Source organism: Rhodanobacter sp. KK11 (genome assembly GCF_033345435.1).
Taxonomy (GTDB): domain Bacteria; phylum Pseudomonadota; class Gammaproteobacteria; order Xanthomonadales; family Rhodanobacteraceae; genus Rhodanobacter.
The window spans coordinates 488,351-508,120 of sequence record NZ_JAWPMI010000001.1 but is presented as its reverse complement, the minus strand read 5'-3'; the positions used below and the strand labels follow the sequence as shown (position 1 = coordinate 508,120).

The 19,770-nt window shown below is 70.5% G+C and carries 16 protein-coding genes; 4 read left to right on the top strand and 12 right to left on the bottom strand.

Annotated elements, in window-relative coordinates; translation table 11 throughout:
- Positions 1 to 101: 101 nt before the first annotated feature.
- Positions 102 to 1,343, bottom strand: a complete 1,242-nt coding sequence (locus tag R5H19_RS02215; RefSeq protein WP_318157337.1) for an efflux RND transporter periplasmic adaptor subunit — start codon at positions 1,341 to 1,343, stop codon at positions 102 to 104.
- 212 nt (positions 1,344 to 1,555) lie between these two features.
- Here R5H19_RS02215 and R5H19_RS02210 point away from each other — a divergent pair, with 212 nt between their 5' ends.
- From R5H19_RS02210 to R5H19_RS02200, 3 genes are all read left to right on the top strand, one after another.
- Positions 1,556 to 2,242: a fumarylacetoacetate hydrolase family protein gene (locus R5H19_RS02210; protein WP_318157336.1), complete on the top strand. Its 687-nt coding sequence runs from the start codon at positions 1,556 to 1,558 to the stop codon at positions 2,240 to 2,242.
- A 94-nt stretch (positions 2,243 to 2,336) separates the two neighbouring features.
- Complete coding sequence (gene mscL, locus R5H19_RS02205; protein ID WP_318157335.1) at positions 2,337 to 2,747, top strand: large-conductance mechanosensitive channel protein MscL; 411 nt, start codon at positions 2,337 to 2,339, stop codon at positions 2,745 to 2,747.
- 94 nt (positions 2,748 to 2,841) lie between these two features.
- Complete coding sequence (locus R5H19_RS02200) at positions 2,842 to 4,275, top strand: M20/M25/M40 family metallo-hydrolase (RefSeq protein ID WP_318157334.1); 1,434 nt, start codon at positions 2,842 to 2,844, stop codon at positions 4,273 to 4,275.
- A gap of 147 nt (positions 4,276 to 4,422) precedes the next feature.
- On the opposite strand, the gene R5H19_RS02195 is transcribed toward R5H19_RS02200, so the two are convergent.
- The 4 genes from R5H19_RS02195 to R5H19_RS02180 form a co-directional block, all read right to left on the bottom strand.
- Positions 4,423 to 4,806, bottom strand: a complete 384-nt coding sequence (locus R5H19_RS02195; protein ID WP_318157333.1) for a hypothetical protein — start codon at positions 4,804 to 4,806, stop codon at positions 4,423 to 4,425.
- A 58-nt stretch (positions 4,807 to 4,864) separates the two neighbouring features.
- Entirely contained in the window at positions 4,865 to 7,957 is a 3,093-nt protein-coding gene (locus R5H19_RS02190) for an efflux RND transporter permease subunit (protein WP_318157332.1), read from the bottom strand.
- 4 nt (positions 7,958 to 7,961) lie between these two features.
- On the bottom strand, positions 7,962 to 9,071 hold the full coding sequence (locus R5H19_RS02185; protein ID WP_318157331.1) for an efflux RND transporter periplasmic adaptor subunit: 1,110 nt from the start codon (positions 9,069 to 9,071) through the stop codon (positions 7,962 to 7,964).
- A 216-nt stretch (positions 9,072 to 9,287) separates the two neighbouring features.
- Positions 9,288 to 9,743: a MarR family transcriptional regulator gene (locus tag R5H19_RS02180; RefSeq protein WP_318157330.1), complete on the bottom strand. Its 456-nt coding sequence runs from the start codon at positions 9,741 to 9,743 to the stop codon at positions 9,288 to 9,290.
- Between the two features lie 62 nt (positions 9,744 to 9,805).
- On the opposite strand from R5H19_RS02180, the gene R5H19_RS02175 reads away from it, so the two are divergent.
- Positions 9,806 to 10,324 (top strand): O-acetyl-ADP-ribose deacetylase, encoded by a 519-nt coding sequence (locus R5H19_RS02175; protein ID WP_318157329.1) that lies wholly within the window; start codon positions 9,806 to 9,808, stop codon positions 10,322 to 10,324.
- Between the two features lie 76 nt (positions 10,325 to 10,400).
- On the opposite strand, the gene R5H19_RS02170 is transcribed toward R5H19_RS02175, so the two are convergent.
- The 7 genes from R5H19_RS02170 to R5H19_RS02140 form a co-directional block, all read right to left on the bottom strand.
- Positions 10,401 to 12,062, bottom strand: a complete 1,662-nt coding sequence (locus tag R5H19_RS02170; protein ID WP_318158134.1) for a BatD family protein — start codon at positions 12,060 to 12,062, stop codon at positions 10,401 to 10,403.
- A 32-nt stretch (positions 12,063 to 12,094) separates the two neighbouring features.
- A complete protein-coding gene (locus R5H19_RS02165) occupies positions 12,095 to 13,981 on the bottom strand; it encodes a tetratricopeptide repeat protein (RefSeq protein WP_318157328.1) in 1,887 nt (628 codons plus the stop codon).
- Complete coding sequence (locus tag R5H19_RS02160) at positions 13,978 to 14,964, bottom strand: VWA domain-containing protein (protein ID WP_318157327.1); 987 nt, start codon at positions 14,962 to 14,964, stop codon at positions 13,978 to 13,980. Before R5H19_RS02160 ends, R5H19_RS02165 begins: the two co-directional genes overlap by 4 nt.
- Positions 14,957 to 15,478 (bottom strand): DUF4381 domain-containing protein, encoded by a 522-nt coding sequence (locus R5H19_RS02155; protein ID WP_318157326.1) that lies wholly within the window; start codon positions 15,476 to 15,478, stop codon positions 14,957 to 14,959. Before R5H19_RS02155 ends, R5H19_RS02160 begins: the two co-directional genes overlap by 8 nt.
- On the bottom strand, positions 15,475 to 16,410 hold the full coding sequence (locus R5H19_RS02150; RefSeq protein WP_318157325.1) for a DUF58 domain-containing protein: 936 nt from the start codon (positions 16,408 to 16,410) through the stop codon (positions 15,475 to 15,477). Before R5H19_RS02150 ends, R5H19_RS02155 begins: the two co-directional genes overlap by 4 nt.
- On the bottom strand, positions 16,407 to 17,402 hold the full coding sequence (locus tag R5H19_RS02145) for a MoxR family ATPase (protein WP_318157324.1): 996 nt from the start codon (positions 17,400 to 17,402) through the stop codon (positions 16,407 to 16,409). The genes R5H19_RS02150 and R5H19_RS02145 overlap by 4 nt, the downstream gene beginning before the upstream one ends.
- Positions 17,403 to 17,574: 172 nt before the next feature.
- The gene (locus R5H19_RS02140) at positions 17,575 to 19,728 is read right to left on the bottom strand and encodes a type IV pilus secretin PilQ (RefSeq protein ID WP_318157323.1); all 2,154 of its coding nucleotides are present in this window, start codon (positions 19,726 to 19,728) and stop codon (positions 17,575 to 17,577) included.
- Between the last annotated feature and the right edge of the window lie 42 nt (positions 19,729 to 19,770).

Sequence of the window (19,770 nt, the reverse complement as noted above, 5' to 3'; positions counted from 1 at the left end):
TGGATTCCGTAGGAGCCAGCTCGCGGGCGATGCCCTGCTTTCGCGAGCCCCGGCTCCAAAAGCATCGCCCGCGAGCGGGCTCCTACACGGGGTGGAGCGAACTACGGTTGCCTGATCTGGACGTCCGAACCATCTTCCAGCCCGGCCGGCGGCGACACCACCACGCTGTCGCCCGGCTGCACTCCGGCCGGCAGCAGGCGCAAGTCGCCGTAGGCCTGCTCGGCCGGCGTCACTGCGCGCTGGCGCACGCGCTTGCCGTCGAGCACGAACACCACGCTGCGGCCGTCGCGCTGCACGATCGCCGCGGCCGGCACCAGCACGCCTTGCGGCACGCTGGCGGTCGCCTTCGGCTTTTCTTCGAGGAACGACACCCGCGCGCCCATGTCCGGCACCACGCGGGCGTCCTTCTTTTCCAGCGCCACGCGCACCTTGATGGTGGCCTTGCCGCGGTCGGCGGTCGGCACGATGGCGACCACGTGGGCAGGGATCTTCCAGTCCGGGTAGGCGTCCAGCACCGCCTCGGCCGGCATGTCGGGCTTGATCCGGCCGATGTAGGCCTCGTTGACGTCGACGTCGATTTCCAGCGAATCCATGTCGACGATGGTGCCCACGCCGGTGCGGGTGAAGCCGCCGCCGGCGGACAGCGGCGAGATGATCTCGCCGACCTGGGCGTCCTTGGTGGTGACCACGCCGCTGAACGGCGCGCGCACCACGCAATAATCGAAATTGACCTGCGCCACCGTGGCCTGGGCGTCGGCGGCCCTGGCCTGCTGCTGCTGCGCGTCGAGCTGCGCGCGCAGGCTGTCGACCTGGGTGCGCGCCTGCTCGGCGGCCTGCTTCGATACCAGTCCGCGGGCGGCCAGCGACTCCAGCCGCGTGGCGTCGTGCATGCCCTGCGTCAATTGCGCCCGGGTCTGCGCCACCTGCGCATGCGCCGCGTCGGCTTGCGCCCTCGCCGCGGCCAGGCTGGCCTTGAAGCCGCTGTCGTCCAGCCGCGCCAGCACCTGGCCCTTGGTGACGCGGTCGCCCTCCTCGATCAGCACCGCGGTCAGCGTGCCGGTGATCTGCGCCGACACCGTGGCCTGCCGCCGCGCGGTGATGTATCCGGTCGCCTGCAGCACCGCGCCCGCCTCGCTGCCGGCGCCGGGCGCCACCGCGGTGGCGGTCTGCACGGTCACCGCGCGATGGCCGAAGAACAACTGCGCGGCGCCACCGAGCAGCAACAGCAGCACGACGGCCGCGCCGCCGATCCACAGCCAGCGCCCCGGGTTGCGCCCCTGGTCGTCGCGCTGGTGGCGCTCGATGCGCAGTTCCTTCAACAGTTCGGCGTTGTCCACATCCACTCCTGCTCAAACGGTCATGTTCCAGCCGACGGGGTGCATCATGGCCGCCAGACCGGGGTGCTGCCAGAGCATGGCATCAACCGTCGGCGGTGACAGCTGTCATCCGCGCCACGCCGCCTGGTGGACGACGAACGGGAAGGCGCGGGGTCGACACGCCGCGGCAACCGCCTGCTTGCGGCCATGCCCGGCCAAGCTTTGCTACGCTTGCGGACATGAACTATGCCATCGCCCCGCCCGCCATCCCCAGCCTGCCGATCGTCGGCTCCGACCGGCGCTTCCCGGTCCGCCGGGTGTTCTGCATCGGCCGCAACTATGCCGAACATGCGCGTGAAATGGGCGCCACGGTGGACAAGTCCGCGCCGATGTTCTTCTGCAAGCCGGCCGACGCGGTGGTCGCCGACGGCGCCGACGTGCCGTACCCGCAGGCCACGGCCGAGCTGCACCACGAAGTGGAGATGGTGGTGGCACTGGGCGCCGGCGGCCGCGACCTGGCCCCGGACCAGGCCGCCGGCCTGGTCTGGGGCTACGGCGTGGGGCTGGACCTGACCCGCCGCGACCTGCAGGCGCAGGCCAAGGCCAAGGGCCACCCGTGGGATGTGGCCAAGGGCTTCGACCACTCCGCACCGGTGTCCGCGCTGCGTCCGGTCGGCGCGGCGACGGTGGACGCGCAGACCGTGCTGCGGCTCGACGTGAACGGCGAGCCGCGCCAGCGGGCCACGCTGGGCGAGATGGTGCACGACGTGCCGCACATCCTGGCCGCGCTGTCCACGCTGTTCGAGCTGAAGGCCGGCGACCTGGTCTTCACCGGCACCCCCGCCGGGGTCGCCGCACTGCAGCGCGGCGACCGCTTCCATGCCGAACTGGTCGGCGTGGCGGAGCTGCAGGGCCGGATGGTCTGAGCTTCCACGAAGCCTTCATCTGTTCGCGCATACCTTGCCTCGTCGCGCTACATTCGGCGTGCCATACGGCACATCCAAGGGGAGTACCAGCAGCATGAGCATGCTCAGCGAATTCAAGGCCTTCGCCATGCGCGGCAATGTCATCGACCTGGCGGTCGGTGTAGTCATTGGCGGTGCCTTCGGCAAGATCGTCACTTCCCTGGTCGACCAGATCATCATGCCGCCGATCGGCTGGCTCACCGGCGGCATCGACTTCTCCGCCCTGAAGTGGGTGCTCAAGCCCGGCGACGACAGCGACCCGAAACACAAGGTCGCCGAGGTGGCGATCCAGTACGGCGCCTTCATCAACACGCTGATCCAGTTCCTGATCATCGCGTTCGCGATCTTCATGGTGATCAAGGCGATCAACAAGCTCAGCCGCAAGCAGGAAGAGGCGCCCGCCGCCCCGCCGGCCGACGTGGCCCTGCTCACCGAAATCCGCGACTTGCTGAAGAACAAGCCGTAATCCCTGCAGGATGCATGCGGCCACCCGTGACTTCTGGCCTAAGCGGCGCCGGCTCGTGACGCCATAATCGGGGTTTCCTCCGCGGAGTCCCCCGATGCGCCGTCTTCCCCTCACCCTGCTCGTCGCCGGCCTGCTGGCCAGCGGCATCGCCAGCGCCGCCACCACCACGATTCCCGCCGCGGCCGTAAAGACGGCCGAACAGCTGCGCGACCAGGCGCTGCACGACGACACCGCGTACCAGGTCACCGCCTCGCTGACCACCGAGGTCGGCGCGCGCCTGGCCGGCAGCGAAGCCGACCGCCGTGCGGTCGATTGGGCCGTGGCGAAGTTCAAGGAACTGGGTTACGACAAGGTCTATACCGAGCCGGTCACCTACCCGCAGTGGGTGCGCCGCAGCGAACACGCCGCCATCGTGGCGCCGTTCCCGCAGCCGCTGGCGGTCACCGCGCTGGGCTATTCGGCCGGCACGCCGAAGGGCGGGCTGAGTGCCGAGGTGGTGAGGTTCGACAGCCTCGACGCGCTGAAAGCGGCCGACCCGGCCGGCATCAAGGGCAGGATCGTCTACGTCGACTACCGCATGGAGCGCGCGAAGGACGGCCACGGCTACGGCATGGGCTCGGCGGTACGCGTGGCCGGCCCGGTGATCGCCGCGGAAAAGGGCGCCGCCGGCTACCTGCTGCGTTCGGCCGGCACTGACGCGCACGAGCGCGCGCCGCACACCGGCGTCACCGGCTTCCGCGACCCGGCCATGGCGATTCCCGCCGCCGCGCTGTCCAACCCCGACGCCGACCAGCTCACCCGCGTGCTCGCCTACGGCAAGCCGGTCACGCTGAAGCTCGACCTCGACTGCGGCGTGGTCGGCGAATACACCGGCGCCAACGTGATCGGCGAGATCACCGGTCGCAGGCACCCGGACCAGGTCGTCGCCATCGGCGGCCACCTCGACTCGTGGGACCTGGGCACCGGCGCGATCGACGACGCGGCCGGCGTGGCCATCGCGATGGCCGCCGGCAAGCTGATCCGCGAGCTGCCGCGGCGCCCCGACCGCACCATCCGCGTGATCGCCTTCGCCAACGAGGAGATGGGCCTGTGGGGCGGCCGCGCCTACGCCGAGAAGCACGCGAAGGACGTGGCCAAGTTCCAGCTCGGCACCGAGTCGGACTTCGGCGCCGGCCCGATCTGGCGCATGAGCGCCAGCGTGAAGCCCGAGGCGCGCGCGGCGATCGGCCAGATCGCCAAGGTGCTGGAACCGCTCGGCGTGGCCTACGACGCCACCCGCCCCGGCGGCGGCGGCTCGGACCTGTCGCAGATGCACGCCAAGGGCATGGCCGCGCTGTCGCTGACCCAGGACGGCACCAAGTACTTCGACTGGCACCACACCCCGAACGACACGCTGGACAAGATCGACCCGAAGGAGCTGGCGCAGAACGTGGCGGTGTACGCGGCGTTCTCCTACATGGCCGCCCAGGCCAAGGGCGACTTCGGCTCCGCGCCGGGTGCTTTCGCCCAGGACAGCGCCGGCGAGTAAGTCGGAACTTGCTCCCTCCCCTGCCTGCAGGGGAGGGCTGTGACCGAAGGGAATCCCTCTTGGGAGGGTGGGGTCGCTCTTAGCCGCAAGTCAAAAGCGAACCCCCTCCTGCCTCCCCCTGCAAGCAGGGGGAGGAGCAAACTCTCCTCACCTCGCGTAGTACGACCCCGACGCCACCAGCGGTTCGGGCACGCAGAACGTCTTCGGCCGCACGGTGATCGCGATCGGCACCAGCACCTGCTTCTCGACGCCGCCCACGCCGGCGCAGGAAGTGTCCGGCGGCAGCCGGTAGTGGATGATGCGCACGGTGTACTGCGGGCAGACGTCCGAACAGGGGTGATCGGCCACCACCGGCACGCCGCGGTAGCGGCCCACTTCCACTGTGGTATGCATCACGCTGGCCTTGTCCCAGGGCCTGGCGGCCCAGGCCTGCAGCGCGGCGGCGTCCATCGGCGCGGGTGTGCCGGCATGGGCGCAGGCGGCCACGCCGGCGATGGCGAATACGGTGGCGATCGCGGTCAGGCGGCGCATGTCCGCTCCTGCTATGACGGAGCGGCCAGCCTAGCCGCCGGCCGCCCGGCGCCGCAAGCTACTGCGCCGGCAACGCCTTGCCCGGGCGCTGGAAGCGCCGTTGCAACTCATCCATCCACAGGTAGATCACCGGCGTCAGGTACAGCGTGAGCACCTGCGAGAAGAGCAGGCCGCCGACCACGGCAAGGCCCAGCGAGCGGCGCACCTCGGCGCCGGCGCCGATGCCGAGCGCGATCGGCAAGGTGCCGGCCATCGCCGCCATGGTGGTCATCATGATCGGGCGGAAGCGCACGCGGCAGGCCTCGAAGATGGCCTGCGCCGGCACCATGCCTTCCTCGCGCTGCCGTTCCAGCGCGAAGTCGATCAGCATGATCGCGTTCTTCTTGACGATGCCGATCAGCATCACGATGCCGACGAAGGCGAACAGGTCCAGCGAGGCGTGGAAGATCACCAGGGTCAGCAGTGCGCCCACCGCCGCGGCCGGCAGGCCGGACAGGATGGTCAGTGGGTGGATGAAGCTCTCGTACAGGATGCCCAGCACCAGGTAGATCACGAACACCGCCAGCAGCAACAGCATGCCCATGCCCTGCAGGGATTCCTGGAACGCCTGCGCGGTGCCCTGCACACTGCCGCTGATGGTCGCCGGCAGGCCGAGCTTGCCCATCGCGCCGTCGATGCTGGCCACCGCGTCGCTGAGTGACACGCCGGGCGCCAGGTTGAACGACACCGTCACCGCCGGCAGCTGGCCCTGGTGGTTCACGGTCAGCGCCTGCGGCTCGCGGCTGAAGCTGGCTACCGCGCTGAGCGGCACCAGGTTGCCGTTGCTCGAGGTGACGTACAGCCGCGACAGCACCGCCGGGTCGTCCTGCAGCTTGCGCTCGACCTGCAGGATCACCCAGTACTGGGTGGCCGCACCGTAGATGGTGGAGACCTGGTTCTGGCCGAAGCCGATGCCCAGCGCAGTCTGCACCTGCGCCATGGTCAAGCCCAGCGGCGCCAGCCTGGCGCGGTCGACCTTGACCACGATCGAGGGACTGTTGAGGTCGAGGTCGTTGGTGACGTCCTCGAAGCCCGGCAGCGCGGCGAACGCGCGGGTCACCTTGCCGCTCCACTCGTACAGCTGGTCGAGGTTCACCGACTGCAGCGTGTACTGGTACTGCGCCTTGGACTGCCGCCCGCCGATCTGGATCGCCGGCGCGTTCTGGATATAGCTGCGGATGCCGGCCACCGTCGCCAGCTTCGGCCGCAGCTCCTGGATGATGCCGTCCGGACCGAGCTTGCGCTCGTGCGCCGGCTTCAGCAGCAGCAGGATCGAGCCGTTGTTGATGGTGGAGCGCGGGCCGCCGGCGCCCACGGTGGACATGTAGCCGGCGATGTTCGGGTCCTTCGCCACGATGTCGACCAGCTGCTGCTGGCGCGCCAGCATGCCCTCGAACGACACGTCCTCCGGCCCTTCCGTGTTGACGCGCAACTGGCCGTTGTCGCCGGCCGGGATGAAATCCTTCGGCGTCACGTAGAACAGCAGTGCGGTAGCCAGCAGGCTCGCGCCGAAGGCGGCCAGCACCAGCCGCGGGCGCTGCATGCACCAGCGCAGGCTGTCCGCGTAGCCGCGCTGCACGGCGGCGAAGCCGCGGTCGAAGCCGGCGACCAGCCAGTTCTTTCTCTGGTGGTCGTGCGCCTTGACGAAACGGCTGCACAGCATCGGCGTCAGCGTGATCGCGACGATGCCGGAGATCAGGATCGCCACGCTGATCACCACCGCGAACTCGTGGAACAGCCGGCCCACGATGCCGCCCATGAACATCACCGGGATGAACACCGCGATCAGCGACAGCGTCATCGAGAAGATGGTGAAGCCGACCTCGCCGGCGCCCTTCAGCGCCGCCTCGTACGGCGGCACGCCCGCTTCCATGTGGCGCACGATGTTCTCCAGCATCACGATCGCGTCGTCCACCACGAAGCCGACCGCCAGGGTCAGCGCCAGCAGCGAGAGGTTGTCCAGGCTGTAACCCAGCGCGTACATCACGCCGAACGTGCCCAGCACCGAGATCGGCAGCGCCACCGCCGGGATCAGCGTGGCGGACAGGTTGCCGAGGAACAGGTAGATCACGAACACCACCAGCGCGCCGGCCAGCAGCAGGGTGAATTGCACGTCGTCGACCGAATCGCGGATCGACTGCGAGCGGTCGTACAACGTGTCCAGCGTGATCGACGGCGGCAGTCCGGCGCGGAAGCCGGGCAGTACCGCCTTGATCCGGTCCACCGTGGCCACCGTGTTCGCGCCCGGCTGGCGCTGGATCGCCAGCACGATCGCCTGCTTGCCGTTGTACGAGCTGACGCGCTGGTCGTCCTGCACGCTGTCGCGCGCCTGGCCGATGTCGCCCACGTGCACCGGCGCGCCATTGCGGTACGCCACCACCACGTCGTTGTAGGCGGCCGCGCGCAGCAGCTGGCCATCGCTGCGGATCGGCAGCTGCTGGCGCCTGCCGTAGAGCGAGCCGGTGGACTGGTTGACGTTGGCATCGGCGATCGCGTTCTGCACCTGGTCGATGCCGATGCCGGCGGCGGCCAGCCGGTCCGGGTCCACGCTGATCCGCACCGCGTACTTCTGCGAGCCGTACACGTTCACCTGCGCCACGCCGTCGATCATCGACAGCTGCTGCGCCAGTTCGGTTTCCGCATACTCGCTGACCTGGGTCAGCGGCAGCGTGCTCGAGCCCATCGCCAGGAAAAGGATCGGCGCGTCGGCCGGGTTGACCTTGCGGAACGTGGGCGGCGTGGTCATTTCCCTCGGCAACTGGCGCAGCGCCGAGGAAATCGCCGACTGCACGTCCTGCGCCGCCGCGTCGATGTTGCGATCCAGTCCGAAGGTGAGCGTGATCGAGGTGGAGCCGAGCGCGCTGGTCGAGCTCATCGAGCTGATCCCGGCGATGGTCGACAGCCGGCCTTCCAGCGGTGTGGCCACCGCCGAGGCCATCGTCTCCGGCGAGGCGCCGGGCAGGCTGGCGCTGATGCTGATGGTGGGGAAGTCGACGTTCGGCAACTCGTTCACCGGCAGCCGCGGATAGGCGACGATGCCGAACACCAGCAACGCCGTCATCAGCAGCGTGGTCATCACCGGGCGGCGGATGCAGAGCTCGGGGATGTTCATGCGGTCAGCGCCTGACCGTGACGGCGCTGCCGTCGACCAGCAGCATCTGGCCTTCGGTGACCACCTGCTCGCCGGCCGCAAGGCCCTTGTCGATCACCGTGCGCCCGCTGCTGGTCGGACCGGGCGTGACATAGCGCTGGCGCACCTTGCCGTCGGCACCGAGCACGAACACGAAACTGCCGCTGCTGGAACTCTGCAGCGCCTGCACCGGCACGCTGACCACGCCGGCCAGGCGCGTGGTGGGCAGCGTCACCTGCACGAACTGGCCGGGGGTGAGCCGATGCTCGGCATTGTCGAAGCGCGCCTTCAGCACGATGGTGCCGGTGGCGGCGTCGACCGCGTTGTCGATGAATTCCAGCGTGCCGGACAGCGGCGCCGCCTGGTCGCCGGCGACGATCACCTGCACGGCGAGCGCGCCATGCTTCTGCGCATCGCGCACGGCCGGCAGGCTGTCCTCGGGAATGTTGAACGCCACGCGCACCGGCTCGACCTGGTTGAGCACCACGATGTCGGTACTGTCGGCGCTGATCTGCGCGCCCGGCCACACCAGCGGCGCGCCGGCGATGCCGTCGAACGGGGCGACGATGCGTGCGTAGTCGAGCTGGGTCTGCGCCAGTTCCTGCGCGGCCCGGTCGCTCTGCAGGGTGGCGCGGGCCACCGCCAGGTTGGCCTGGTACAGGTCGTAGTCCGCCTTGGAGACGAAGCCCCTGGCCAGCATGTCGGCGTAGCGGCGCTGGTCGGCCTGCGCCTTCTGCAGCAGCGCCTGATCACGTGCCACGTTGCCGCGCGCCTGGTCCAGCTGTGCCTGCAGCAGGCGCGGGTCGAGCTGCGCCAGCACGCTGCCCTTGCGCACCAGCGCGCCGGGCGTGAACGACAGCGACTGCAGCTGGCCGGAGACCCGCGCGCGCAGGCTCACCGTCGACCACGCCTCGACCCGGCCGACCAGCTTCAATGAAAGTTCGACGTCGCCGCGGGTGGCACTGGCCACCTCGACCGGCACCGCTGCCGGCGCCCTGGCGGCCTTGCTGTTGTCGCCGCTGCCGCGTCCGAAGTGCATGGCCAGGGCAATCGCCAGCAGGACGGCCAGCACAAGGACGATTTTTTTCCAGGACATGCGCGGGGGCTTCTCGATCTTCGCGCCACGCGTGGTGGCGGGGCAGGTTGTGCGCGGCCGGGGAAGCGCAAGGCCGATGACTATGCACCAAGCTTGTGACAACGCATGCGCGGACTTCAGGTTGACCCGCCCATGCCACGCCGGATTCACACTATGCCGCGGATCGCGCCGCGGATAGCCCCGACCAATGGCACTGGCCGGCGCCGCGGACGCGCATCAGGGCGTGCCGCCGTCGCCCTGCTCCAGCGCCTGCAGGTTGTCCTTGATCCGGCCGATCACCGCCAGCGCCTGCTGCAGCTCGTCGTGGTCGATGCCGCGGGTGGCATCCTTGCGCAGTTCGCGCGCGATGATCTCCATGTCACCCACGATCACCCGCGCCTGGTCGGTGACGTACAGCCGCCAGGCGCGGCGGTCCTTCGGATCGGCCCGGCGCTCGACGAAGCCGGCCGCCTGCAGCCGGTCGATCACCCGGCCCACCGCGATCGGCTCCATTTCCAGGAACTCGGCCAGCTCGGTTTGCCGCAGCCCCTCGCGGTGGTACAACACCTTGGTCGCACGCCATTGCGCGCGGGTCAGGCCGAATTTCACCGCGCGCCGGTCGAAGTGCTTGCGGAACAGCAAGGTCACGTCGCTGAGCAGATAGCCGAAGGAAATGTCTTCCGTTTTCGCCATGATCCGTTGCCACCCCGCCGCGCCCGAATGCCTGTCCGAAGCATAAGGTAAGCCGCCGACCCATGCCCATCCAGGTCATCAGCGCCGACATCACCCGCCTGACGGTGGACGCCATCGTCAACGCGGCCAACCCCGGCCTGCTCGGCGGCGGCGGGGTGGACGGCGCGATCCACCGCGCCGCCGGGCCGAGCCTGTTGCGAGCCTGCCGCGCGCTGCCGGAAACCGCCCCCGGCGTGCGCTGCCCCACCGGCGAAGCGCGTATCACGCCCGGCTTCGCGCTGCCCGCACGCTGGGTGATCCACACGGTGGGGCCGGTGTGGCATGGCGGCGACGACGGCGAAGCCGAACTGCTGGCGCGCTGCCATCGCAACGCGCTGCGCCTGCTGCGCGAGCAGGAACTGCACACGATCGCATTCCCGGCGATCAGCTGCGGCGTCTACGGCTACCCGGCCGCACAGGCCGCCGCGGTGGCGGTGGCCACGCTGCGCGACATGCTGGCCGACGCGGACGACATCGAGGTGACGCTGTGCTGTTTCAGCGACGCCATGCGCGCGGTGTTCCAGCAGGCACTGGTGGCGTAGGGCGGGCACGGCCCGCCGTCCCCGATCGCGCCGGAAACAAGCCGGCGGGCATTGCCCGCCCTACAGCGTGAGCCGCTCAGTGCAGCTTGAACGGATACAGCGGCGCCAGCCCGGAATTTTCATCAGCCGCATCCGCGGCACGCCAGGCGAAGCCGCGCTTGAACGCTTCGGCCAGGTTCGCGCCGGCATCGTGTGACGGCGCGGCCGCGTAGTGGCGTTGCTGCAGGACGTCGATCGCCGCGCGCTGCGCCGCGTCGTCCAGCGCCGCCGACAGCTCGCCCAGGTGCTGGATCGTCGGCCGCTCCGCGCGCGCCCAGGCCAGCAAGGTGCGCACCTGCGCGGCCGGATCGCTGCCGCGCGCCGCCGCCAGAAAGGCCAGTTGGCTGCTGCGCGCCGAGGTGCGCGCCGCGGCCGGCGGCGTCACCGACGACGCGCGCCGGCGCCGTTGCCACAGCCACCAGGCCAGCACGCTGAGCAGCCACAGGCCGAGGCTGGCCAGCGCGATCCAGCGCCACGGCACGACCGACCGTGCGACGGCCGCCCCCCCCGGCGCGGCAGCCTCGCCCGGCGCAGCCGCCGTTGCGGCGGGCGGTGGCGCGGTCGCAGCACCGATCGCCGGCAGCACGGTGACGCTGTGCGCGGGGATCTGCGCCACTTCCATGCTGTCGGTCAGCACGTTCCACCACTTCAGCGTGGTGGCGGGAAGGGTCAGCGTGCCGGCGCGCTCAGGCACGATCGCGAACGACTGCTGGCGCCGGCCGATGATCCACTGGCCGTCCTGGCGGTTGCCGGTGACCGGCTTGTCCGGGTACACCGTGGCGCCGTCCAGCGGCGGCAGGCTCAGCGCCGGCAGCGCCTCGTACGAGAGGCCGCTGGCCTGCAGGTTCATGGTCAGGTTGAGCGGCTGGCCGACCCGCGGCGGCGTGTCCTGCGCAGTGGGCCAGCCGTCCAGGCTCAGGCTCAGCTGGCGCGCCGGCAGCCACGCGCTGCCGCCCCAGTCGGCAGGCGCCGGCTTCACCTCGATGCTCTGCGCCGGCGCGCTGGCGCTGACCGGCACGGTGGCGCCGAAGAAGCTGTTGGGGTCGCGCGGGTCGGCCGCCTCGCCCTGGAAATCCACCGGAGGGATCTCGATCCGGCCGGCGTGCTGCGGGATCAGCGCGTAACGCTGCTCCAGCACGTGGTAGGTGCGGCCGCCGCGTTCGGCGTCGTAGTTCAGGCCCTTGCCCAACGCACTGATTTCCGCGCCGTCGACCTGCGGCGGCGGCGGCGCGTCGCCGCCGATGCGGTTGGCGTAGTACAGGCGCACCACGTAGGTCAGCTGCTGGCCGACGTAGCCATGTGCGGGTTCGACCTGCGATTCCATGAAGACGTCGCGCTGGGTGGCGGCGGCCGCGGCCGGGTCCGGTGCGGTTACGGTGAGCTGCAGCGGCGCGGTGCGGCCTCCGGCCACGCTCAGCGCGGGGATCTGCAGCACACCGACATGGCGCGGCCGCAACGCCACGCCAAAGGTCAGCTCGGAACTGGCCTGGCCGTTGACCACGCTGAGGCTGCTGTTCTGCGAGGTGCCGAGCAACTGGAAATCCTGGTTCAGCGCGCGCAGGTCGGGCGCCGCGACGCCGCCGGTGCTGTCTGCCACGCGCACGTTGAGCGTCACCGTTTCGCCCAGTTGCACGTGGTCGCGGTCCAGCGTGGCGGTCACCTCGGCGGCGCCGGCCAGCGCCGGCACCAGCGCCAGCATCAGCAAACACCTGCTCATGACATGTCGGAACATCACGGCTGTTGCTCCTCGCTCGGCGCGCCGCCGTGGCGCTGCTGGTATTCCAGTGCGAACTTGCGCCGCAGCAGCGCGCCGGGATCGTCCGGCACGCGCTGCAGGGCGTGGCGCAGGTCGGCCGGCAGTTTCGCCTGCGGGTCGTCCTTGCCCAGCGTGCCGAGCTGGTGCTCGGCCTGGCGATCACCCGGTTTGGCCAGCGCCGCGTCCATCTGCTGCTTCAGTGCCTGTTGCGCCTGCGCGGCCTGCTCCTTCTGTTCGGCTTGCTGCTGCGCGGTTTGCGGCTGGGACTGGTCGGCACCGCCCTGCTCGGACTTGCCTTGCGGCGACTCGTTTTTGCCGGATGGCTCCTGCGCCTGCGACTTGCCATCCCGGCCCTGCTGGCCGGATGGCTTGGCGTCGTCCGCCGCGGACGACTGATCCTTCGCCTCCTGCCTGCCGCTCTTGCCCTGCTCGCCCTGCGACGACTGGTTCTGTTTGCCGCCGTGGCCCTCGTGTTCCTTCTGGTCCGACGGCTGCTGTTGCTGCCGGCGCAACCAGTCCTCCACCGCCTGGCGGTTCGCCTTCGCGTCGGCGTTGGCCGGGTCGAGTTGCAGTGCACGATCGTAGGCCGCGAGCGCCTGCTGGTATTCGCCCTGCTTCGCCAGCGCGTTGCCGAGGTTGTACGCCGCTTCGCCGCCGGGCGCCTGCTGCAAGGCCTGCGCCGCGGCCGCGTAGTCGCCGGCGCGATACGCCGCGGCGCCACGCCAGGCCGGATCGCGCGCGAGCTGCTGCGCCTGCTTCGCGTCGCCCGCCTGCAAGGCCTGCGCGGCCTGCTGGTCGCGACGCTGCCACAGGTCCTGCCACGTCGTCGCCGCGACCGTGCCCGGCCACAGCGGCAACACGACCAGCGGCAGCAACAGCAGCCAGCCGCGGCGGAACGCCAGTGCCACGATCGGCAGCAGCGGCAGCAGCAGCCACGCACCGCGATCCTGCCAGGCGTCGCCGCGCTCCCCGTCGGCCAGCGTGGCCTTCGTGCGGCGCAGTTGCGCATGCAGCGCCTCGACGTCGCGCTGGTCCGCGCTCATCGCCACGTAGCGGCCACCGCCGGCCGCGGCCAGCGCCGCCAGCGCGGCGTCGTCGCGACGGGCCAGCAGCATGTCGCCTTGCGCATCGCGCAGGAAGCCGCCGTCGGGCAACGGTACCGGACCGCCCTGCGGCGTGCCCACGCCAAGCACCGAGACATGCACGCCGTCGGCGTCAGCCTTGCGCGCGGCGGCCTCGGCGGCCGCGTCGACCTGGTCGGTGATCAGCACCAGCGAACCGCCGCCGGCCTTGCCGCCCTGGATCAGCGCCACGCCGCGCTCGATCGCCGCCGCCGCGTTGTCGCCGTCGACCGGCATGGTGTCCGGCGCCATCGCCGCGAGCAGGTCGTCGAGGCTGTGCGCATCGGAAGTCAGCGGCGCCACCACGAACGCCTCGCCGGCGTAGCCGATCAGCGCGTTGAGGCCGTCCTGGTTGGCGTGCAGCAGGTCGCGCGCCTTGTAGCGCGCGCGGTCGAGCCGGCTCGGCGCCACGTCGCGCGCCAGCATGCGCTGCGACAGCGAGATCGCCACCACCTGCGCCGCGCGGCTGGCGTACAACGGCTGCTCGACCCGGCTCCAGGTCGGCCCGGCCAGGGCCAGCGCGCACAGCGTCCAGCCCAGCGCGAACAGCCACAGCGGCAGGCGGCGATGGCCGGCGCGCCCGTGCAGCAGGTGCGGCAGCAGTTCGGCGTCGACCAGCCGCGACAGTTCGACCTGCGCGAGATCGCGGCGCGCGCCCAGCCAGCCCAGCAACGGCAGCCCCAGCAGGGCCAGCAGCCACCACGGCCGCAGGAAATGGAATTGCTGCAGCAGCTCGCTCATGCCGGCAGCTCCCGCCTGCGCGCGAAGCGGCGCGGCACGATCACCAGCAACAGCAGCGCGATCGCGGCCAGCAACGGCCAGCGGAACAGTTCGTGCCGCGGCCGCAGGCTGGGGCCGCGTTGCGGCATCGGTTCGAGTGCATCGATCGCGCGATACGCGTCGGCCAGCTCGCCGCTGTCGGTGGCGCGGAAGAAGCGCCCGCCGGTCTCGCTGGCGATGTCGGTGAGCATGTCCGCATCGAGGTCGGCCGAGGGATTGACCAGCTGGCTGCCGAAGAAACCGGGGATGCGCATGCGTGTGGCGCCGATGCCGATGGTGTAGATGCGCACGCCGGCCGCCTTCGCCGCGCGCGCCGCGTCGCGCGGCGCGATGCTGCCGGCGTTGTTGACGCCGTCGGTGAGCAGCACCAGCACGCGCGCCTGCTCGGGCAGCGCGGCCAGCCGCTTCACCGCCACCGCGATGGCGTCGCCGATCGCCGTCTCGGTGCCGGCCAGGCCCACCACGGCGCCCCGCAGTTGCGCGCGCACCGCGCTCAGGTCGTAGGTCAGCGGCGTCACCAGGAAGGCCTGGCTGCCGAACAGGATCAGCCCCATCTCGTCGCCGCTGCGGCGGCTGATGAAGTCGCCGGCGATCGCCTCGACCGCGCCGAAACGGCTGACGTCCCGGCCGGCCAGCTGCATGTCGTCGGTGCGCATGCTGCCGGACAGGTCCACCGCCAGCATCAGCGCGCGTCCGCTGCGCTGCTGCGCCTGCGGTGGCCCGACCCACTGCGGTCGCGCCGCCGCCGCCAGCAGGCACAGCCAGGCCAGCGCCAGCAGCCACGACGTGGCGCCGCGAGCGCGGGTGCCGGCGACGGTGGCCAGCCGCACACCCGGCTGCGGCAAATGCAGCGCCTGCCCTGGCGCAGCCGGACGCAGCCAGCGGCGCAGCAGCCACGGCAGCGGCAGCAGCACGATCACCCACGGCCAGGCGAATTCAGGCATCGGCGTGCTCCGTCGCTACCGACTTCCAGCTTGCCGGCTTCAGCGCCAACTGCAGCCAGCAGCGCACGGCGGCGACCGCGGCGGCGTGATCGAGCGCAGCGGGCGGGCGGTAGATCTGCTGCTCCAGCGCCAGCAGCTGTTCCAGCGTGGCGGCATCGACCGGCATTCGCGCCAGTGTCTGCCGCCAGGCGTCGCCGCGCTGCCGCACGGCCGCCGCATCGTGCCGACGCGCCACCCGGCGCAGCAACTGGTGCAGCGCGCTCGCCAACGCAACTCCATTGCCGTCGTGCTGATGCTGCCGTGCGAGCCGATCGAGTTCGCCGAGCACCAGTCGGCGTTGGTGGAGCGCGCGGCGATGCCGTCGCCACCACCAGATGCCGGCCAGCACTGCCGCCAACAGCAGCACGGCGAGCAGCCACCAGCCCGGCGCCGGCGGCCACCAGGACGGCTCGGGCGGCAAGTGTATGTCGCGCAGCTGCGGGCCGGGCGACGGCGCGGGCCGAGCAGACATCATCGCGCCGACCTCCGTGCGCCGAGCAGGCCGCTGACCGCATCGAACGCATCGGCGGCGGTGTCGATGCTGTTCCAGCGCAGGCCGAGCGACTGCGCCAGCTCGCCCAGCCGGGCCGGACCGGCACCCAGCGCACGCTGAAAATCGCTGCGCTGGCGCTCGGACTGCAGCAGCACTTCGCAGCGTTCGCCGGCATGCTCAAGCGGATAGCGGCCCGGCGGCGCCGGCGCCAGTTCCAGCGCATCGGCCACGACCAGCACGCTGATCCCGGCATGCCTGCCGAGGTCGAGCAAGCGCTGTCGCGCCGCGGCGTCGCAGCTGAAGCCGTCGCTGACCAGCAGCACGCGGCTGGCGCCGTGCAGCACGCGGCCGGCGCGGACCAGCGCGTCGGACAGCGGCTCGATCCGGTCGGATACCGGTTGTGCATCCCATTCGGCCAGCGCGCCGCACACCGCCAGCGCGCCGCGCGGGCCGGCCTGCGGCCGCAGCAGCTGCTCGGCTTGGCCGAACGCCATCACCCCGACCCGCTCGCCGGCCCGCACGGCATACCACGCGGCGGCGGCAGCAGCACGCGCCGCCTGCACCGACTTGAAGCGCACGCGAGTGCCGAAACGCATGCTGGCGTGCGTGTCGAGCAGGATCAGCAGGCAGCCTTCGCGATCTTCCTGGAACAGCTTGGTGTGCAGCTTGCCGCTGCGCGCGGTGAGCCGCCAGTCGAGCCGGCGCACGTCATCGCCGGCCTGGTACACGCGCGACTCGGCGTAATCCATGCCGCGGCCGTATAGACGGCTGGACTGCTGGCCGCTGCGTGCGGCACGGCTGAGCAGCGGCGCCAGGCGCACGCGACCGACCCGCGCGCGCAGCGCGATCAGCTCGGCCAGCGCGACCCGGCTGCGGCCGTCGCCGTCGGCGCGAAATGACACGGCGGCGTTCACGGCAGCGGCACGAGATCCAGCAGGCGGTCGATCACCTGGTCGGGCCGCACGCCCTCGGCTTCCGCCTCGTAGCTGAGCAGCACGCGGTGGCGCAGCACTTCGTGGGCGATCGCGTGCACGTCTTCCGGCAACACGTAATCGCGGCCGGCCAGCCACGCCTGCGCGCGCGAGCAGCGGTCCAGCGCGATGGTGGCGCGCGGACTGCCGCCCCAGGCGATCCAGCGTTTCAGCTCGGCTCCATAGCGACCGGCGTCGCGGGTGGCCAGCACCAGCTGGGTCAGGTATTCCTCCAGCGCCGGCGCCATGTGCACCGCCATCGCCGCATCGCGCGCGGCGAACACGTCGGCCTGGCTGAGCAAGGCCGGCGATGTCGCGACCGGATGCGCGCGGCGGCTGGCCTGTTCGCGCGCCAGCTTGAGGATCGCCAGCTCGGCGGCGGCGTCCGGATAGCCGATCGTCACGTGCATCAGGAAGCGGTCGAGCTGGGCCTCCGGCAGGGTGAAGGTGCCTTCCTGCTCGATCGGGTTCTGCGTCGCCATCACCATGAACAGCTCGGGCAGCGGCCAGGTGCGGCGGCCGACGGTGATCTGCTGCTCGGCCATCGCCTCCAGCAGCGCGGACTGCACCTTGGCCGGCGCGCGGTTGATCTCGTCGGCCAGGACGATGTTGTGGAACAGCGGGCCACGCTCGAACTCGAAACTGCCCGACTGCGGGCGGAACACGTCGGTGCCGGTGAGGTCGGCCGGCAGCAGGTCGGGGGTGAACTGCACGCGGTGGAAGTCCGCCTCGATGCGCGCCGCCAGCGCCTTCACCGCGGTGGTCTTGGCCAGGCCGGGCGCGCCCTCGACCAGCAGGTGGCCATCGGCGAGCAGGGCCACCAGCAGGCAGTCGATCAGGTGCGGCTGGCCGATGATGCACTGCTGCAGGTCGCCGCGCAGTTGCGCGAAGGATTGCTGCAGGCGGCTCGGTGACGCGGTTTCGGGCATGTCCATGGGCGGGTTCCGTTCTTGGCGTGACAGCGGCGCGACCCGGGCGCAACAGGGCCGGATGGCGTGCTTCAGACCATCGACGGCCCGGGAAGTTTAATCGGCTGCGGCAGCTTGCCGGCATCCATGAAAAAAGAGGCGGCCGAAGCCGCCTCTTTCATCTTGCCGTCAGTCGCGATTACTGCAACGTATCACTGAGGATGCGCGGCGTCACGAAGATCAGCAGCTCGGCCTTGGTGTTGACCCGCGAGTTGCTGCGGAACAACGCGCCGATGCCGGGGATGTCGCCCAGGCCGGGCACCTTGGTCATGGTGTTGGACTTGTTGATCTCGTAGATGCCGCCCAGCACCACGGTCTGCCCGTTGTCGACCAGCACCGAGGTGTTGATCTCGCGGGTGTCGATGGTCGGGATCTTGCCGCTTCCCGGCGCATCCACGTAACCGGCCAGCGCGTCCTTCTTGACGTTGATCATCAGGTAGACGCGGTTGTCGGCGGTGATCGTCGGAGTCACCTTCAGTTCCAGCACGGCGTCCTTGAACTGCACCGTGGCGGTACCGCTGCCGGCACCGCTGCCGGCGCTGTTCTGGAACGTGACGTAGCCGATTTCCTGGCCCTGGCGGATCACCGCTTCCTGCTGGTTCGCGGTGATCACGCGCGGACTGGAGATCACCTCGCCACGGCCTTCGGTCTGCGCGGCGGACAGTTCCAGGTCGATCGCGTAGTTGGCGCCGAGGATGGCCAGGCCGAAGCTGCCACCCTTCAAGGTCGTGGGCAGGTTCACGTTGAGACCGCCGGAGCCCACGGTCGAGGGTGCCGTGTTGCTGCCGATGGTGTTGCCCAATGCACCGCCAAGCTGCAGCACCTGTCCGCTGGGATTGGTCTGCTTGCCGCTGACGCCGAACTTCGCGCCCAGCTCGCGGGTGAAGTCGTCGGTGGCAACCACGATGCGCGACTCGATCAGCACCTGCTGCACCGGCTTGTCCAGCACCGCGATCAGGTCGCGCAGTTGCCTGATCTTCTCCGGCGTGTCGTTGAGCAGCAGCGTGTTGGTGCGCTCGTCGAACGACACGCTGCCGCGCGGCGACAGGAAGCCGCGCTGCTGGTTGGCACCGCCGCTGCCGCCGCCGCCCTGCATGCTGCCGGTGGTCAGCAGCTTGGCGATGTCGGACGCCTTGCCGTAGCTGATCGGCACGTAGTCGGTGACCAGCTCGGCGGTGTCCTGCGCCTTCAGCTTGGCATCGGCGAGGTCCTGTTCGTACTTGGCCAGCTCGGCCTGCGGCGCCACCCACACCACGTTGCCGTTGCGGCGCTTGTCCAAGCTCTTCGCGCGCAGGATCACGTCCAGCGCCTGATCCCACGGCACGTTGACCAGGCGCAGAGTGACGCTGCCGCCGACGCTGTCGGAGGCGACCAGGTTGAGGCCGGAAATGTCGGCGATCAGCTGCAGCGCCGAGCGCACCGGAATGTCCTGGAAGTTGAAGGTGACGCGCTTGCCGTTGTAGCTCGGTTCCTGGCCCAGCCTGGCCAGCTTGGCGTCCCTGGTGGCGTCGGCCTTCTTCGGCGCAACCTCGACCACGTACTGGTCGGCGGTCTGGTAGGCCGAGGTCTCGACGTCGCCCTTGACCGCGATTTCCATGCGCGCACCGCCGCCGTTGCCGGCACGGGTGACGATGGACTGCACCGGCGTGGCGAAGTCCAGCGTATCCAGGCGCTGGGCGAGGTTGGCCGGCAGGTTCGCGTGATCGATGGTGACCAGCACCTTGTCGCCCTTGCGGGTCATCTCGGCGTTCGCGCCGCTGCCGCTGAAGTTGATCAGCACGCGGCCTTCGCCGTTCGGACCGCGGCGGAAGTCGATGTTGGAGATGGCCGGGCCGTTCGACGACGACGGCAGCGCCTTGGTCGGGTCGATCGTGGCCGCGGTGGTCACCGACTGGTCCGTGCTGCCGTTGTTGACGGTCAGCACCAGGCTGTTGCCCTCGACGCGCGAGCGGTAGCTCGACTCGCGCATCAGCTCGACCACCACGCGGGTGCGGCCGCCGGCCGATACCGCGGACACGCCGGAGGTCGAACCCTTGCCGACGTCCAGGTGGCGCGGAGCCGCGTTGGCGGTATCGGCGAAGTCGACCGCGATGCGCGGCGGGTTGCCGGTGGTGAAGATCTTCGGCTGCGGCACCGGACCGTCGCCGAAGTCCATGTGCAGCTCGACGCTGCCGCCGGGCAAGGCGTCGTAGCTGATGTTCTTCAGCGTGGTGGTGGCCGCCATCGCGGCGCTGGCCCAGGCGGTACCGGCGATCAGCAGGCCCATCAGCATGTAACGGCTCGCATGGCGCATGACACGGCCCCGGACGGATTGGATTTGGTTGGTCATTGCATC

What these genes read in the sequence shown, in the direction of transcription:
- R5H19_RS02210 (WP_318157336.1), top strand. Translation starts at nt 1,556, where the DNA reads ATGAACTATGCCATCGCCCCGCCCGCCATCCCCAGCCTGCCGATCGTC.
- mscL (WP_318157335.1), top strand. Translation starts at nt 2,337, where the DNA reads ATGAGCATGCTCAGCGAATTCAAGGCCTTCGCCATGCGCGGCAATGTC.
- R5H19_RS02200 (WP_318157334.1), top strand. Translation starts at nt 2,842, where the DNA reads ATGCGCCGTCTTCCCCTCACCCTGCTCGTCGCCGGCCTGCTGGCCAGC.
- R5H19_RS02195 (WP_318157333.1), bottom strand. Translation starts at nt 4,806, where the DNA reads ATGCGCCGCCTGACCGCGATCGCCACCGTATTCGCCATCGCCGGCGTG.
- R5H19_RS02190 (WP_318157332.1), bottom strand. Translation starts at nt 7,957, where the DNA reads ATGAACATCCCCGAGCTCTGCATCCGCCGCCCGGTGATGACCACGCTG.
- R5H19_RS02185 (WP_318157331.1), bottom strand. Translation starts at nt 9,071, where the DNA reads ATGTCCTGGAAAAAAATCGTCCTTGTGCTGGCCGTCCTGCTGGCGATT.
- R5H19_RS02180 (WP_318157330.1), bottom strand. Translation starts at nt 9,743, where the DNA reads ATGGCGAAAACGGAAGACATTTCCTTCGGCTATCTGCTCAGCGACGTG.
- R5H19_RS02175 (WP_318157329.1), top strand. Translation starts at nt 9,806, where the DNA reads ATGCCCATCCAGGTCATCAGCGCCGACATCACCCGCCTGACGGTGGAC.
- R5H19_RS02170 (WP_318158134.1), bottom strand. Translation starts at nt 12,062, where the DNA reads ATGCTGGCGCTGGTGCCGGCGCTGGCCGGCGCCGCCGAGGTGACCGCC.
- R5H19_RS02165 (WP_318157328.1), bottom strand. Translation starts at nt 13,981, where the DNA reads ATGAGCGAGCTGCTGCAGCAATTCCATTTCCTGCGGCCGTGGTGGCTG.
- R5H19_RS02160 (WP_318157327.1), bottom strand. Translation starts at nt 14,964, where the DNA reads ATGCCTGAATTCGCCTGGCCGTGGGTGATCGTGCTGCTGCCGCTGCCG.
- R5H19_RS02155 (WP_318157326.1), bottom strand. Translation starts at nt 15,478, where the DNA reads ATGATGTCTGCTCGGCCCGCGCCGTCGCCCGGCCCGCAGCTGCGCGAC.
- R5H19_RS02145 (WP_318157324.1), bottom strand. Translation starts at nt 17,402, where the DNA reads ATGGACATGCCCGAAACCGCGTCACCGAGCCGCCTGCAGCAATCCTTC.
- R5H19_RS02140 (WP_318157323.1), bottom strand. Translation starts at nt 19,728, where the DNA reads ATGCGCCATGCGAGCCGTTACATGCTGATGGGCCTGCTGATCGCCGGT.